Below are 14,858 nucleotides of genomic sequence, written 5' to 3'. Positions count from 1 at the left end.
AATCTCTCATTCAGAAATTGTCTTGAAACCAATTTTTCATGCTCTGCCAGGCCCCCCGTAAGCCACCTGTGCCCATCGGTTCCGATGTGCCGCCATACTGATTGTGCCGACCAAACTGCAACAACCCCACACCGGTCGAATAGATCGGATTGCGTACCACATCTGCCAACCCCGACACTGTCTGCGGGACTCCGAGCCGAACGGGCATATGGAAGACCTCCTCCGCCAGCTCGATCGCCCCCTCCATCTTTGCACTGCCTCCGGTCATCACCACGCCGCCGGCGATGACATCTTCATAGCCACTGCGCCGCAGCTCTGCCTGGACCAGCATCATCAACTCCTCGTACCGCGGCTCCACCACCTCGGCCAGGGTCTGCCGCGACAACCTGCGCGGCGGCCTGTCACCGATCGAAGGCACCTCTATAGTCTCGTCGCTAGTCGCCAGCTGGGTCAGCGCACAGGCATATTTGATCTTGATATCTTCAGCATGCTGAGTCGGGGTACGCAGTGCTACCGCAATGTCGTTGGTAACCTGATCACCAGCAATCGGGATCACCGCAGTGTGGCGAATCGAACCACCGGTAAAGACCGCAATATCGGTCGTGCCGCCACCGATATCGACTAGGCAGACGCCGAGTTCCTTCTCATCCTCACTCAACACCGCATAGCTGGAGGCGAGCTGCTCCAGGATCAGGTCATCCACCTCCAGACCGCAGCGTCGCACACACTTGATGATGTTCTGCGCCGCGCTCACCGCGCCGGTAACCATGTGCACGCGCGCTTCCAGGCGCACCCCAGACATGCCAATCGGATCACGAATCCCTTCCTGCTCATCGATGATGAACTCCTGCGGCAGGATGTGCAGGATGCGCTGATCAGCGGGGATCGCCACCGCGCGGGCCGCATCGACCACCCGCTCCACATCACTCTGCGTCACCTCTTTGTCACGGATTGCGACGATGCCGTAGGAGTTGAGACTGCGGATGTGGCTGCCCGCCACCCCGGCGTAGACCGAGTGAATCTCACAGCCAGCCATCAGCTCCGCCTCCTCCATGGCACGCTGGATCGACTGCACCGTTGACTCGATATTGACCACCACACCTTTCTTCAATCCCCGCGAGGGGTGCGAGCCGATACCGATGATCTCGATCTCGCCATCAGGCCTGAGATCGCCGACAACCGCCATCACCTTGGAGGTGCCGATATCGAGTCCGATGATCAGGTTCTTTTCAATCTTCTTTGTCATTCAGACATCCACTCCCCGGTTTGGGCGAAACAACATCTGTGGATAGTTCGCGCTTTCCGAGTGATCCATTTGAGTCTCCCAGGTCACACTGAATCCATTGGTGTATCGGAGATCGATCCGTAGCAGTTTCTGTTTCCGGCTGGCGCGCAATTCCGGATAGAGAGGCACAAAACGCGCCAATTGCTGCGCAGCATCTCCGCGCCCAAGCACCAGCGCCAGCCCCTCATCGGTATAGAGGGTCCAGGCGTTACGCTGATCAGCAACAATGCGCTTCAGCTTCATCTCTACCGTCTCCAGCAGCGCCCGAATCCGGCGATAATTCCGGTGAATCAAGGCCACATTCGCATCCGGCCCCTCCCAGCTGACCAGCCCGGGAATCTTCGGCAGGCTGCGCGGGCGAAAGATCTCACCACGTTGGTTCACCAGGGCGTCTTTACCCCATCTGGCCAGAGGCTCATGTTCCACCACTGACACCTCAATCCGATCGGGCCAGAGCCGCTTCACACTCACCCGATCGACCCAAGGCAGTCCCTCGACCGCACTACGCACGGCCTGCAGATCGACGCTGAAAAAGCCGCCCCGGATCGACTCGTGCACGGTCTTTTCCAGCAACCCACGATCCAGATACCTAACCTCACCATCGATCCCCACGGAGCGCAGCGGCATCACTCCCGGCTGCTGCAGCCACTGGTAGCCCCAGAGCACTGCAGCCAGGCTTAGGGCGACGACGCTCAGCATCACCCCCCAACGATGCAGAAAACCAGCCACCATGGCGAATCGTCCAGGCGCCGGCCGTTTTTTAAGTCTGCGCTTCATCCCTCTGCAAGCTCCAGACTGGTTCGCAAAATCTGCATCACCAGCTCATCGAATCCTATCCCGGCCGCTTTGGCCGCCATCGGCACCAGACTGTGATCGGTCATGCCCGGCACCGTGTTAACCTCGATCAGCCAAGGCTCGCCCGCTTCATCCAGCATCAGATCAACCCGCCCCCAGCCGCTGGCGCCCACCGCCTCGAAGGCCTTTGCAGCCAGCTGCTGCAGACGTTGCTCCTCTGCCGCAGGCAGGCCGCAGGGGCAGTGGTAACGGGTTGAATCGGCGCTATATTTGGCCTCGTAGTCATAAAATGTGCGAGGTGTCTCGAGACGGATCAGCGGCAGCGATTTGCCCCCGAGCAGGCTGGCAGTGTACTCCTGGCCGGTGATCCAGCGCTCCGCCATTACCATCGGGTCGTACTCAGCCGCCATCTGCCAGGCTTGTTCCAGCTCACCCCGGCTACCGACTCGTGTCATACCAATGCTTGAACCCTCCCGGGCAGGCTTGATCATCAGCGGAAAACCCAGTGCGGCCGAGGCCTCCAGATCAGACTCCCGCTCGATCAGGCGCGACTCCGGGGTTGGCAGGCCTAAACCACTCCAGAGTGCCTTGGTGCGGTACTTGTCCATCCCCAGGGCCGAGCCCAGCACACCACTGCCGGTGTAGGGCAGGCCGATCGATTCAAGCGCCCCCTGCACCGTGCCATCTTCACCGCCACGGCCGTGTAGCACGATGAAGGCACGATCAAAGCCGCCTTCGCTCAACTGCTCCAACAGATTTTCGGCGGAATCCACCGCATGGGCGTCAATAGCTTGACGCAACAACGCCTGAAAAACCGCGTCACCGCTGCGCAGCGAGACCTCCCGCTCCGCAGAGCACCCGCCCATCAGCACCGCTACCTTACCGAATTCTGCTGGCTGGAAATGGTTCATAGCGGCTCTCCAATGCGGTGCACCTCAGTGACCAAACGCACTCCGCTGCGCGCCTCCACCTGCTGCTGAACCCGCTCGATCAGCGCCTCGATATCAGCTGCAGTCGCCTCACCCGTATTAACGATGAAGTTGGAGTGTTTCTCCGAAACCTGGGCACCACCGATCTGCAGCCCCTTGAGGCCCGCAGCCTCGATCAGGCGCGCCGCGTGATCTCCCGGCGGATTGCGAAACACCGAGCCACAACTCGGCATGCGGGTCGGCTGGGTCGCGCCGCGGCGCTCCAACAAAGAACGGATCTTCGCCTGGGTACTGTCCGCATCACCCTGCAGCAGTTGCAGCTCTGCGGCGAGAAACCACTCCCCCGCTCGCCCCTTGACCGAGCGGTAGCTGATCTCAAACTCATCCGGCGAGCGCCACCACAGCCGGCCGCGCCGATCAACCATCTCGACACCGATCACCCGTGGCCAGATCTCACCGCCAAACGCGCCGGCGTTCATCGCCAGGGCGCCGCCCAAGGTACCGGGGATGCCTGCCAGAAACTCCACGCCGCAGAGCCCCGCCCGAGCGGCCATTCTTGCTACCCTGGCGCAGGTGACTCCAGCCTCGACATAGAGCTGGCGTTCGCCGCGCCACTCGATTCGATCGAGCCGTCCCTGGGTGGCGATCACGGTACCGTCGAAGCCCCCATCGCGTACCAGCAGGTTGCTGCCCAGGCCAAGCCAGAAGAGCGTTTCATCTTCTGGCAAACCCTGCAGAAACAGGATCAGATCCTCGCGGTCGGCGGGGCGATAGAAACGCCGCGCCGGGCCACCCACCCGCCAGGTGGTATGGCGTGCCATGGGCTCGTCGTAACGCATCTCGCCGCGCAGCCCCTGCGGTTGCATCGCCGCCATCAACGCGAGTCCCTCCCACTCACCAACGCAGCCTGCTGCTGAGCCAAGCTGGCCTGCTTGTCGGCTCGTCGGCTACCTGCCTGAATCTGTTTGACGCCAGCCTGAGCTATCTGGAAAGGCACAAACCCACGACCGCCAGCATGAGGCAGCAAGGATTCACCACATCCATGATGCAACCGTCGCATATCAAAACTCACACTCATGATTCACCTCCCTCACAGAGGATCTCTGGCAGGCGGGCGGCGATCGTACCGATGCTGCCCGCCCCCAGGGTCAGCACGATGTCACCGTCACGCAGAATGCCAGCGATGATCTCCGGCAGTTCATCCAGCGGCTCAACGAACACCGGATCGACCTGCCCTCGGGCTCGCACCGCACGACTCAGGGCGCGCCCGTCAGCCCCCTGGATCGGCGCCTCGCCAGCTGCATAGACTTCAGTCAGCAACAGCACATCCGCTTGCGAGAGCACTTGCACAAAGTCATCGAACTGCTCTTGGGTGCGGCTGAAGCGGTGCGGCTGAAACGCCAGCACGATACGCCGGCCAGGCCACCCCTCGTGCACCGCCTGCAGGGTTGCGGCGATCTCCCGTGGATGGTGCCCGTAATCATCCACCAGCAGCACCTGACCAGCCGCACAGCGGCATTCGCCCTTGGTCTGAAACCGTCGCCCGATGCCCTGAAAACTCTGTAGCGCCCGTTGGATGGCGGCCGGCTCCACCCCTAGTTCCAAGGCCACTGCTACCGCCGCCAGCGCATTCAGCACATTGTGCCGGCCCGGCATGTTAAGGCTGATCTGCTGGCCGCGCTCCCAGCCTTCGCATTCGAGCCTGAAGCGGGTGGTCAAGCCCTGTTGTTCGACATCCACCGCGCGCACGTCGGCATCCTCGGAGAAGCCGTAGCTGCGAATCCGCCGGGTCACCTTCGGCAACAATCGCCGCACCTCGGGATCATCGATGCAGAGCACCGCCAGGCCGTAGAAAGGCAGATGGTGCAAAAACTCCAGAAAGGCGGCGCGCAGCCGCTCGAAATCACCGCCGTAGGTGGCCATGTGATCGGCGTCGATATTGGTCACCACCGACAGCATCGGCTGCAGATAGAGAAACGAGGCATCGCTTTCATCCGCCTCGGCCACCAGATAGTCTCCCTCTCCGAGCCTGGCATTGGCACCAGCGCTGTTGAGCCGGCCACCGATGACGAAGGTCGGGTCGAGCCCACCCTCGGCCAGCACGCTGGCGATCAGGCTAGTGGTAGTGGTCTTGCCGTGGGTGCCGGCCACCGCAATGCTGTAGAGGAAGCGCATGATCTCGGCGAGCATCTCTGCCCGCGGCACCACCGGAATACGTACCTCCCGAGCCGCCACCACCTCGGGGTTGTCCTCTTTAACAGCGCTGGAGATCACCACCGCATCCGAGCCGATCACGTTGCCCGCCTGATGGCTGAGAAACACCTCGGCGCCGAGGTCACTCAGGCGCTGGGTCACCACGCTTTCACGCTGATCCGAACCAGAAACCTCATAGCCAAGATTGAGCATCAGCTCGGCGATGCCGCTCATGCCGGCGCCGCCGATGCCGACAAAGTGGATGCGTCGCATGCGGCCCATGCTGTCCGGGGCGTGGCGACGTCTTACCGCTTCATTCATGGTTCATTACCTCCAGACAGGCGCGACCAACCCGCTCTGCTGCGTCAGGTTGTGCCAAGGCACGTGCGGCCCCGGCCATCTTCATCAGTTCGCCACGATCAGCGCTCAGGCGACTCAATCGATCTGCCAGATCCGCCGCATCCAGCTCGCTCTGCGGCAGCAATTGCGCCGCCCCGGCATTCACCAGGAAGGCAGCATTCCGGGTCTGGTGGTCATCCACCGCATGGGGATAGGGCACTAAGATCGCTCCCAGACCGGCTGCCGCCAGCTCCGAGATGGTCAGCGCACCAGCCCGGCAGATCACCAGATCAGCCCAGCCGTAGGCCGCCGCCATATCCTCTTCAAAAGGTTTCACCTCGGCGCTGATGCCGAGGTCCCGATAGGCCTGCTGCGCCACCACGAAATTCCGCTCACCCGCCTGGTGGCGCACTTGCGGCCGCTGCGCCGGCTCAAGCAGCGCCAGTGCCTTCGGCACGGTCTCATTTAATGCCTGAGCCCCCAGGGAGCCGCCCAGCACCAACAGTCGCAGCGGCCCGCTGCGCGCCGCAAACCGCTCAGCCGGCGCCGCCAACGCAGTGATCTCAGCGCGCACCGGATTACCCGAATTGAGGGCCCTACGAGCCGCATCAAAGCTGCCGGGAAAGGCTTCGAAGACCCGTCGAGCCAGCGGCGCCAGCAGCCGGTTGGTCAGCCCCGGCACCGCATTCTGCTCCTGGATCACCAACGGGATGCGCATCACCCAGGCCATCAGGCCGCCAGGACCGGAGACAAAACCGCCCATACCAAGCACCAGAGCGGGCCGCTTGCGCCGCAGGATCACTGACACTTGCCAGAGCGCGCGCAGCAACACGAAAGGGGCGGCCAGACGACGTTTCAACCCTGTCCCACGCACACCTTTGATCTCGACCTGCTCGATCTCAATGCCGTAGTGCGGGATCAGACGTGACTCCATACCACCGGGGGTGCCCAACCAGAACACCCCGCAGCCCTGCTGCTGCAGCCACTGCGCCACCGCCAGTGCCGGAAATACATGCCCGCCAGTACCGCCGGCCATCACCATCACGCGCGACTCCACTTGGCGACCCTCCTCTGTGTCTCCCGGGACGCCTGACGCACTTCGTAATCAACCCGCAGTAGCAGAGCCATCACAATACAGACAACAACAATGCTGTTACTACCGTAGCTCATGAACGGTAGGGTCAGCCCCTTGGTCGGCAGCACTCCCACATTCACACCGATGTTGATGAACGCTTGGATGCCGATCCAGATGCCAAACCCGTAGGCCAGATAGGCAGAAAAGCGCTGCCCCAGACGCTCAGCTCGCCAGCCGAGGCCAAACGCCCGCCAGCTGATGAAGAAGAACAGCGCGATCACCACCAAGGTACCAATCAGGCCGAACTCCTCACCGACCACCGCCATCAGGAAGTCGGTGTGGGCCTCCGGCAGATAAAACTGCTTCTGTATACCGTTGCCCAGACCGACACCGCTGATCTCACCGCGACCGAAGGCGATCAGCGCCTGGGAGAGCTGGAAGTCACTCTTGAAGGGATCATCCCAGGGGTTGACGAAGGAAGTAATGCGCGCCCAACGATAGGTGGAGAAGTAGGCCAGCGCGCTGGCGGCGGAGACCGCCATGCCAAGCAAGATCGAGAACTGCCAAAGCTTCACACCGCCAAGCAGCAACATGCCGAGCACCGTCGCAAACAGCACCACCGTGGTGCCGAAATCGGGCTGTAGCAGGATCAGCACCCCAGTCGGAGCCAGCACCAGCATCGGCTTAACAAAGCCCCAGAAAGAGTTGCTGACCTCCTCACTACGACGCACCAGATAACCGGCGATGTAGATCACCATGAAGAGCTTCATGAACTCCGAGCTCTGCAGGTTGAATGGCCCCAGCGGAATCCAACGGGTCGCACCATTAACCGTCTTGCCGACGCCGGGCATCAGCAAAATCAACAGCAATCCCATACCCAAGAACACTAGCAGCGGCCCCGCCTGCTGCCACTGCCGGATCGAAACCTGCGACAACAGCAGCGCTGCACTGACGCCCAGACCGATAGCGATGGCGTGACGAATAACATAGAAAAAAGGCGTGCCGCCGATGCGCTCACCCACCCACATCGAGGCAGAGGCGACCATCACCATGCCAAAACAGAGCAGCACCAAAGCGGCGCCCAACAGCCAGTAGTCGAGCTGCGGCAGGGCTGGCAGCGAACCACCTTTGCCGGTTATCGCTTGCGGGCGTACTGCTGTATTCATTCGTCCAGCGCCTCCACCGCCCGAGCAAACTGCTCACCCCGATCCTCAAAACTGGCGAACATATCAAAACTGGCGCAGGCGGGGGAGAGCAACACGCGGTCCCCTGGCAACCCATGCTGAGCCGCCAGCTCAACCGCGTTCTTCATCGATTTTACATGCACCAGCTGGGCGCAGCCGCTCAGCACCTCTTCGATCAGCGGCGCATCCCGACCGATCAGGATCACCGCCCGTGCAGTGCGCGCCACCACCGGCGCCAGCTCGCTGAAATCGGCCCCTTTGCAGTCACCACCGGCAATCAGCACGGTGCGGCTCTCGCCATGCTCCGGGTGCAACCCCTCCAGCGCCGCAGCGGTGGCACCAACATTGGTCCCCTTGGAGTCGTTATACCAACGCAGCCCACGCTTTTCGGCGATAAACTCGGTGCGGTGCGGCAAGCCGCAGAAACCGCGCAGTGCCTCCAGCATCGGCGCCATCGCCAACCCGGCAGCGCTGCCCAAGGCCAAAGCCGCCAATCCGTTAGCCAGGTTGTGCTCACCAGGAATGCGCAGATCCGCAGCCGGCATCAGCAACTCGTTAGCACGACAAAGCCAGCGCTTCCCTGCCACGCGCCTGACGCCAAAATCCTCACCTTTTGGTTCACCAAGGGTAAAGCCGAGCGTGTTATCAAGATCGGCCACCATCGCCACCACCCGGGGATCATCCCGGTTAACCACCCGCTGCTCGGCATTGCGGTAGACCACCGCCTTGGCTGCGATGTAGTCATCCAGACTGACGTAGCGATCCATGTGATCGGCAGCGATATTCAGCACCACTGCCACCTTCGCCCGCAGGCTCTGGGTGGTCTCCAGCTGAAAACTGGAGAGCTCGACCACATAGAGCTGCACATCCTCATCCAGCAGATCAAGGGCCGGTTCGCCCAGATTGCCGCCCACCGCCACGTTGAGCCCAGCCACCTTCGCCATCTCACCCAGCAGGGTGGTGACGGTGCTCTTGCCGTTGGAGCCGGTGATTGCGATGATCGGCGCGTTGGCCGCCTGGGCAAACAGCTCGATATCCCCCACCACCGGGACGCCACGCTCGATGGCAGCGCCGATCACCGGGGTCTGTAGCGACAGCCCGGGGCTGATCACCAGCCGTTCGGCCGCCGCGAACACCTCCGGCTGGAAGCCGCCGAGAAACAGCGCCAGATCGGGCATCTCCTCGCGCAGCGCCTGCAGCCCCGGCGGCTGCTGACGACTGTCGGTCACCGCCACCGCGACCCCTTGGGCAGTGAGGTAGCGGGCGCAGGAGAGGCCGGTTTTGCCCAGCCCGACGACCAGCGTTCTGGCGGTTTGTTGCATCACGTTTGGCATCAGCGGATCTTCAAACTCGCCAGTCCGATCAACACCAGAACCACGGTGATGATCCAGAAACGTACGATGACCCGCGGTTCAGGCCACCCCTTCAACTCAAAGTGGTGGTGCAGCGGCGCCATGCGGAAGATACGTCGCCCGGTCAACTTGAAGGAGCTGACCTGTAGCACCACCGAGACCGTCTCCATCACGAACACCCCGCCCATGATGAACAGCACCATCTCCTGGCGCACCGCCACCGCTACCGCACCCAGCGCAGCGCCGAGGGCCAGCGCACCCACATCTCCCATGAAGACCTGGGCCGGATAGGCGTTAAACCAGAGGAAGCCCAGCCCGGCCCCCACCAACGCAGCACAGAACACCACCAGCTCACCCACTCCGGGCAGGTAGGGAATCTTCAGATAGCCAGCAAAATCCACATGCCCGGTGAGATAGGCGAAGATGCCCAGCGCGCCGCCCACCATCACAGTGGGCAGGATCGCCAGCCCATCCAGACCATCGGTGAGGTTGACCGCATTGGAGGAACCGACGATCACCAGATAGGCGAAGAGGATGAACCAGGGCCCCAGGTCGATGGCCAGGTTCTTGGTGTAGGGGACCAGCAGCTCAGTCGCTTCCGGCGCATTCGCGGTCACATAAAAGGTCACGGCCACCGCCAACCCGACCAGGGTCTGCCAGAAATATTTCCAACGGGCGATCAAGCCGCGTGGGTCACGCTTCACCAGCTTTTTGTAGTCGTCGACCAGACCGATGATGCCGAACAACAGGGTGACGATCAGCACGATCCAGACATAACGGTTGCCCAGGTCGGCCCACAACAGGGTGGCGATGGTGATCGCCACCAGAATCAGCGCACCGCCCATGGTCGGTGTACCGGCCTTGGAGAAGTGGCTCTCCGGGCCGTCATCGCGCACCGTCTGGCCGATCTGATGGTGGCTCAGCCGGCGAATCATAACCGGCCCCACCAGCAGCGAGATCAGCAGTGCAGTCAGCACGCCAAGGATGGTGCGCATGGTCAAGTATTGAAAGACATTGAACGCGCTGTGGTACTGCGCGAGCCAGTCTGTCAGATAAAGCAGCATGGTCAGTCTCCCCCCTGGCCGGCCAAGGCATCTACGACCTGCTCCATCCCGGCAGATCGTGAGCCCTTTATAAGTATCGTGTCACCACTAGCTGCGCCCTCCCGCAGCGCCTCCGCCAGTGCCTCCCTATCTTCAAAATGGCGCCCGGCCCCGGCAAACGCCACCGACGCCTCGCGGCTTAGCTCTCCCACACTCCACAGCACATCGATGCCGGCACGCTGCGCCTGTTCACCAATCTGCCGGTGCAGGCGCACTGCGCCCTGGCCCAGTTCGGCCAAATCACCCAGCACCAGCCAACGCTGCCCCGGTGCCTGCGCCAACAGCTCGATGGCGACGCTGACCGAATCGGGATTGGCGTTGTAGCTGTCGTCGATGAGCCGTACGCCCGCCGCCATGCGGGTCTGCAGACGCCCTTTCACCGGCCGCATGCCGGCCAGACCTGCCACCACATCCTTTTCAGAGGCCCCTAGGGCAATCGCAGCGGCAGCGGCGGCAGCAGCATTGATCAGGTTGTGGCGTCCACCGAGGGCCAGCTTTAACTGCAGCTCTGTGTCCTGATAGAAGAGCGGCGCATGCACGATAAAGCCGTCCGCCTCCCAGCGGGTCTCGGCGGCCTCCGCATCCAGTCGCAACTGCGCCTCGGGATGGGTGCCGAAGGTCAGCAAACGCCGACCCTCGGCCTGCTTCTGCCAGAAGGGAAAGTAGGCATCATCACGATTCAATACCAGCGTGCCGTCGTCGGTCAGACCCTGGATGATCTCCCCCTTCGCCTTGGCGACGCCGTCGAGCGTGCCGAAACCCTCCAGATGAGCGGCCCCAGCGCTGGTGATCAGTGCCACGTCGGGGCGCGCGATCCCGCTCAGGACGGCGATCTCGCCTGGGTGATTGGCCCCCATCTCGATCACCGCAAACGCCTCATCCTGTTGGCGTAGCAGGGTCAGCGGCATGCCGATATCGTTGTTCAGATTGCCCTGGGTCGCCAGCACCTTGCCGCGCTGGCTGAGGATCGCGGCAAGCATCTCCTTGACCGTAGTCTTGCCGTTGGAGCCGGTCACCGCCACCAGCGGCACCGGGAAGGCCTGACGCCAAGCCGCCGCCAGCCGCCCCAGCGCGAGCCGGGTGTCATCGACCAGGATCAGCGGTAGGTGCGCAGTCGTGCGTTCACTGACCAGCGCCGCCACCGCACCGCGCAGTTCGGCCTCGTAGAGAAACTCGTGGCCATCGAAGTTGGGGCCCTTTAAGGCCACGTAGAGATCACCGGGCTGCAGGGTGCGGGTATCGGTGCTGACCGCACCAAAGCTGCGCTCCATGCCGAACAGCATACCGTTGATCTGCTCCGCAGCCTGATAGAGGCTGAACTGATTCACTGCTGCCCCTCCGCAGCAATACCGAGCAGCCGCTGCACCTGCTCCCGGTCATCGAAGGGGATGCGTCGATCGCCGATCTCCTGCCAGCGCTCGTGGCCCTTGCCGGCGATCAGCACCAGATCATCGGTGCCGGCAGACTCCACAGCCAGACGGATCGCTTGAGCCCGATCTGTCTCAACTTGCACCATGTCGGGTTGCTGCATGCCGCTCAGAATCTGCTGGATGATCGTCTCACTGGCCTCACTACGCGGGTTGTCATCGGTGAGGATCACCCGATCGGCGAGGCGCTCAGCGACCGCTCCCATCTGCGGTCGCTTACCACGGTCGCGGTCGCCGCCGCAGCCGAACACCACCGAGAGCGAACCCTGGCAGTGGCCACGCAACACCTCGAGCGCCTTTTGCAGGGCATCTGGAGTGTGGGCGTAGTCGACAATCACCATCGGCCCAGCCTCGCCTTCGAAGCGCTCCAGTCGACCGGCAATAGTTTTGATCGAGGCGAGTGCAGCGATCGCTTCGGACCAGTCCCACCCTTTGTAGAGCAGCACCGCCAGCGCTGCCAGCAGGTTGTCGGCATTGAAGCTGCCCATCAGTTCGGTCTGCAACAGACCTGAGCCCCAGCTGCTCTCCAGCTGGATCTCCATGCCCCGCGCGGTGGGCAGAATGCGTTCGGCCCGTATCCAGCCACTCAGACGCTCTGGGAAGGCACTCTCAAGGTCGGCGGAGTAGCCCACTGCATCCACATCGCCGGCCAGACTGCCGAGCAATTCCAGGCCAAACGGCTGATCCATGTTGAGCACCGCACAGCGCAGGTCGGGCATCTGAAACAGACGCCGCTTGGCCGCGGCATAGTTGCCAAAGCTGCCATGGTAGTCAAAGTGGTCGCGGCTGAGGTTGGTGAACACGGCGATATCGAAGTGCACCGCCTCGACCCGCGATTGATGCAGCGCATGAGAGGAGATCTCCATCGCCACGCTGCGCGCGCCCTTTGCTTTCAGCTCCGCCAGCAACCCCTGCACGCTGACCGCATCCGGGGTGGTGTAGCCGGTGGCCTCCAGGGCCTCTGGGAAACCTGCGCCGAGGGTACCAACCACGCCGCAACGCGCCTCGCTATCGAGGGCCTGGGCCAGCAGATGGCTAACGCTGGTCTTGCCGTTGGTTCCGGTAACACCGATCACCGTCATCGAACGGCTGGGATAGGCGAAAAAGCGGGCGGCGATCAGGCTCGCCAGACGTGTCAGCCCCTCCACTCGAATCAATGGAATCGGGAGTTGCGTCGCCAACCGCTCCGCCTGTCGATTGACCTCAGGGCCATTTGGCTCCCAGGCGATCGCCACTGCCCCCTGCGCCAGCGCCTGTTCGGTAAAGTCGAGACCGTGCCGGTCGCCCCCCTGACAGGCGAGAAACAGCCCGCCGGGGCAGAGGTTGCGGCTGTCGATGGCAAGGCAGGAGATGGGGCGCTCCTGGGCGGCATCGATCTCTGCCAAGCCTGCCAGCAGATCCTGCAGCGACACGGTCTGAGACCTGTTCATCGCACTCTTCATCGCCCCGCTTCCATCTGTACCAGTCGCGACCCCGACGGCAACGCCAGGTTGTCGGGGGGGATATTGAGAATCCGCAGCGCGCCACTCATCACCCGGGAGAAGACCGGGGCCGCAACCTTGCCACCATAGAACTCTTTACCTCGGGGTTCATTGATCAGCACCGCCATCACCAAGCGTGGATCGGTCGCCGGCGCCATGCCGACAAACAGGGCGAGGTAGCGATCATCCGCATACCCTCCCTTGACCGACTTTTTGGCGGTACCGGTCTTGCCCGCCACCCGGTAGCCAGGCACCGCCGCCTGCGGTGCGGTACCACCCTCGGCGACCACCGCCTCCAGCATCTTCACCAGGGCACGGGCATTGCTGCGGCGCATCACCCGTTTCCCTTTCGACGGCTGCTCCAGCTTCAACATCGAGACCGGCAGCTGCACCCCGTCATTGGCGATCACCGCATAGGCGCGGGCCAGTTGCAGGGGGGTCAGTGCCAGCCCATAGCCGAAGGAGAGGGTGGCCTGTTCAAACGCGCTCCAGTCAGAAAAGTGGGGCAGGCTGCCACTCGACTCGCCGGGAAAAAGACTCTCGCTGCTGCTGCCGAAGCCGAGTCGGGTGTAGAAGTTCCAGAGGGTCTCCGGCTTGAGCGCCAAGGCGATCTTGCTAATCCCCACGTTGCTCGACTTCTGCAGCACCGTCTTAACATCGATACGGCCATAGTTGCGATGATCGCGCACCCAATGGCGCCCCACCCGCAGCTGTCCTGGATTGACGTCAATCGGTGTGTCAGCGGTGAAACGGCCCTGTTCCAGGGCGGCAGCAACAGTGAACGGCTTGAGCGTCGAGCCCGGTTCGAAGACATCGGTCACCACGCGGTTGCGGAAACTGGAGTGGTGGCTGTCGCGCCGTGCATTCGGGTTATAGGAGGGACGGTTGACCATCGCCAGCACCTCGCCACTGCGCACATCGAGAATCACAGCCGAACCCGACTTCGCCTTGTGTTTAGTGACTGCCGCCTTCAGCTCGCGATAGGCGAGAAACTGCAGCCGCCGGTCAATGCTCAGGACCAGTTCGTTGCCCGGTTTTGGGCTGCGGATATTCTCCACATTCTCCACCACCCGGCCATGGCCATCTTTGATCACCCGCTTGGCGCCGGGCGCACCCTTCAGCCACTCGTCGTAGGCCAGCTCCATGCCCTCCTGTCCCTGGTCGTCCATCCCGGTGAAGCCGAGCACATGGGCCATCACCTCGCCACTGGGGTAGAAACGGCGATATTCGGAGACCAGACTGATCTCTTTGATATTGAGTGCTTCCACCTCCGCAGCAGTGTCCGGGTCGATACGCCGCTTGAGAAAGACGAACCCCTTGTCGCGCGAAAGCTGCCGGCGCAGCCAGTCGGCATCCAAATCAAGGATGGCGGCCAGCGCGCCGATCGTCTTCCCGTCCACATTAATTTTGCGTGGGTTGGCGATAACAGTCTTGACCGGGGTGCTGATCGCCAGTGGCTCGCCGTTGCGATCGGTGATCATGCCGCGACTGGCGCTCACCTTCATCACCCGCAGGTAACGGCGCTCACCCTGCTCCTGCAGAAACGTGGTCTGCAGCACCTGGCGGTCGATCGCCCCCCACACCAACAGACCATAGGCGAGCAGAAAAATGCCGAGCACAAGCCAGCGCCGGCCCCGGTAGCCGGGTTCCCGCGCAGTATCGCTCTGCTGTCGTTTTTTCTTGCTTGCCGCCATC

The 14,858-nt window shown here is 62.6% G+C and carries 12 protein-coding genes; all 12 read right to left on the bottom strand.

The window, feature by feature from the left end:
- Window positions 1–10 precede the first annotated feature (10 nt).
- The 12 genes from ftsA to L0Y14_RS04205 all read right to left on the bottom strand — a co-directional run bounded on the left by ftsA (window position 11) and on the right by L0Y14_RS04205 (window position 14,857).
- Complete coding sequence (gene ftsA / locus L0Y14_RS04260; protein ID WP_005960907.1) at window positions 11–1,246, bottom strand: cell division protein FtsA; 1,236 nt, start codon at window positions 1,244–1,246, stop codon at window positions 11–13.
- Complete coding sequence (locus tag L0Y14_RS04255) at window positions 1,247–2,062, bottom strand: cell division protein FtsQ/DivIB (protein WP_005960908.1); 816 nt, start codon at window positions 2,060–2,062, stop codon at window positions 1,247–1,249.
- Complete coding sequence (locus L0Y14_RS04250; RefSeq protein ID WP_006474554.1) at window positions 2,059–2,991, bottom strand: D-alanine--D-alanine ligase; 933 nt, start codon at window positions 2,989–2,991, stop codon at window positions 2,059–2,061. Before L0Y14_RS04250 ends, L0Y14_RS04255 begins: the two co-directional genes overlap by 4 nt.
- On the bottom strand, window positions 2,988–3,884 hold the full coding sequence (gene murB, locus L0Y14_RS04245; protein ID WP_006474555.1) for a UDP-N-acetylmuramate dehydrogenase: 897 nt from the start codon (window positions 3,882–3,884) through the stop codon (window positions 2,988–2,990). The genes L0Y14_RS04250 and murB overlap by 4 nt, the downstream gene beginning before the upstream one ends.
- A 199-nt stretch (window positions 3,885–4,083) precedes the next feature.
- Window positions 4,084–5,523 carry a UDP-N-acetylmuramate--L-alanine ligase gene (gene murC / locus L0Y14_RS04240; protein WP_006474556.1) on the bottom strand — a complete coding sequence of 480 codons (1,440 nt, stop codon included), beginning with the start codon at window positions 5,521–5,523 and terminating at the stop codon, window positions 4,084–4,086.
- Window positions 5,516–6,598: an undecaprenyldiphospho-muramoylpentapeptide beta-N-acetylglucosaminyltransferase gene (murG, locus tag L0Y14_RS04235; RefSeq protein WP_005960912.1), complete on the bottom strand. Its 1,083-nt coding sequence runs from the start codon at window positions 6,596–6,598 to the stop codon at window positions 5,516–5,518. Before murG ends, murC begins: the two co-directional genes overlap by 8 nt.
- On the bottom strand, window positions 6,583–7,782 hold the full coding sequence (gene ftsW / locus L0Y14_RS04230) for a putative lipid II flippase FtsW (RefSeq protein ID WP_006474558.1): 1,200 nt from the start codon (window positions 7,780–7,782) through the stop codon (window positions 6,583–6,585). Before ftsW ends, murG begins: the two co-directional genes overlap by 16 nt.
- Window positions 7,779–9,134, bottom strand: a complete 1,356-nt coding sequence (gene murD / locus L0Y14_RS04225) for a UDP-N-acetylmuramoyl-L-alanine--D-glutamate ligase (RefSeq protein WP_006474559.1) — start codon at window positions 9,132–9,134, stop codon at window positions 7,779–7,781. Before murD ends, ftsW begins: the two co-directional genes overlap by 4 nt.
- Window positions 9,134–10,216: a phospho-N-acetylmuramoyl-pentapeptide-transferase gene (mraY, locus tag L0Y14_RS04220; protein ID WP_005960915.1), complete on the bottom strand. Its 1,083-nt coding sequence runs from the start codon at window positions 10,214–10,216 to the stop codon at window positions 9,134–9,136. Before mraY ends, murD begins: the two co-directional genes overlap by 1 nt.
- Before the next feature lie 2 nt (window positions 10,217–10,218).
- Window positions 10,219–11,583, bottom strand: coding sequence for a UDP-N-acetylmuramoyl-tripeptide--D-alanyl-D-alanine ligase (locus L0Y14_RS04215; protein WP_006474561.1), 1,365 nt, complete (start codon window positions 11,581–11,583; stop codon window positions 10,219–10,221).
- Window positions 11,580–13,112: a UDP-N-acetylmuramoyl-L-alanyl-D-glutamate--2,6-diaminopimelate ligase gene (locus tag L0Y14_RS04210; RefSeq protein WP_240991630.1), complete on the bottom strand. Its 1,533-nt coding sequence runs from the start codon at window positions 13,110–13,112 to the stop codon at window positions 11,580–11,582. Before L0Y14_RS04210 ends, L0Y14_RS04215 begins: the two co-directional genes overlap by 4 nt.
- Window positions 13,113–13,120: 8 nt before the next feature.
- On the bottom strand, window positions 13,121–14,857 hold the full coding sequence (locus tag L0Y14_RS04205; RefSeq protein ID WP_005960919.1) for a peptidoglycan D,D-transpeptidase FtsI family protein: 1,737 nt from the start codon (window positions 14,855–14,857) through the stop codon (window positions 13,121–13,123).
- Window position 14,858: the final 1 nt, after the last annotated feature.

The organism is Candidatus Endoriftia persephonae (assembly GCF_023733635.1).
GTDB lineage: Bacteria > Pseudomonadota > Gammaproteobacteria > Chromatiales > Chromatiaceae > Endoriftia > Endoriftia persephonae.
The sequence above is the reverse complement of the archived record's forward strand: the minus strand, read 5'-3'. Positions and strand labels throughout refer to the sequence as shown.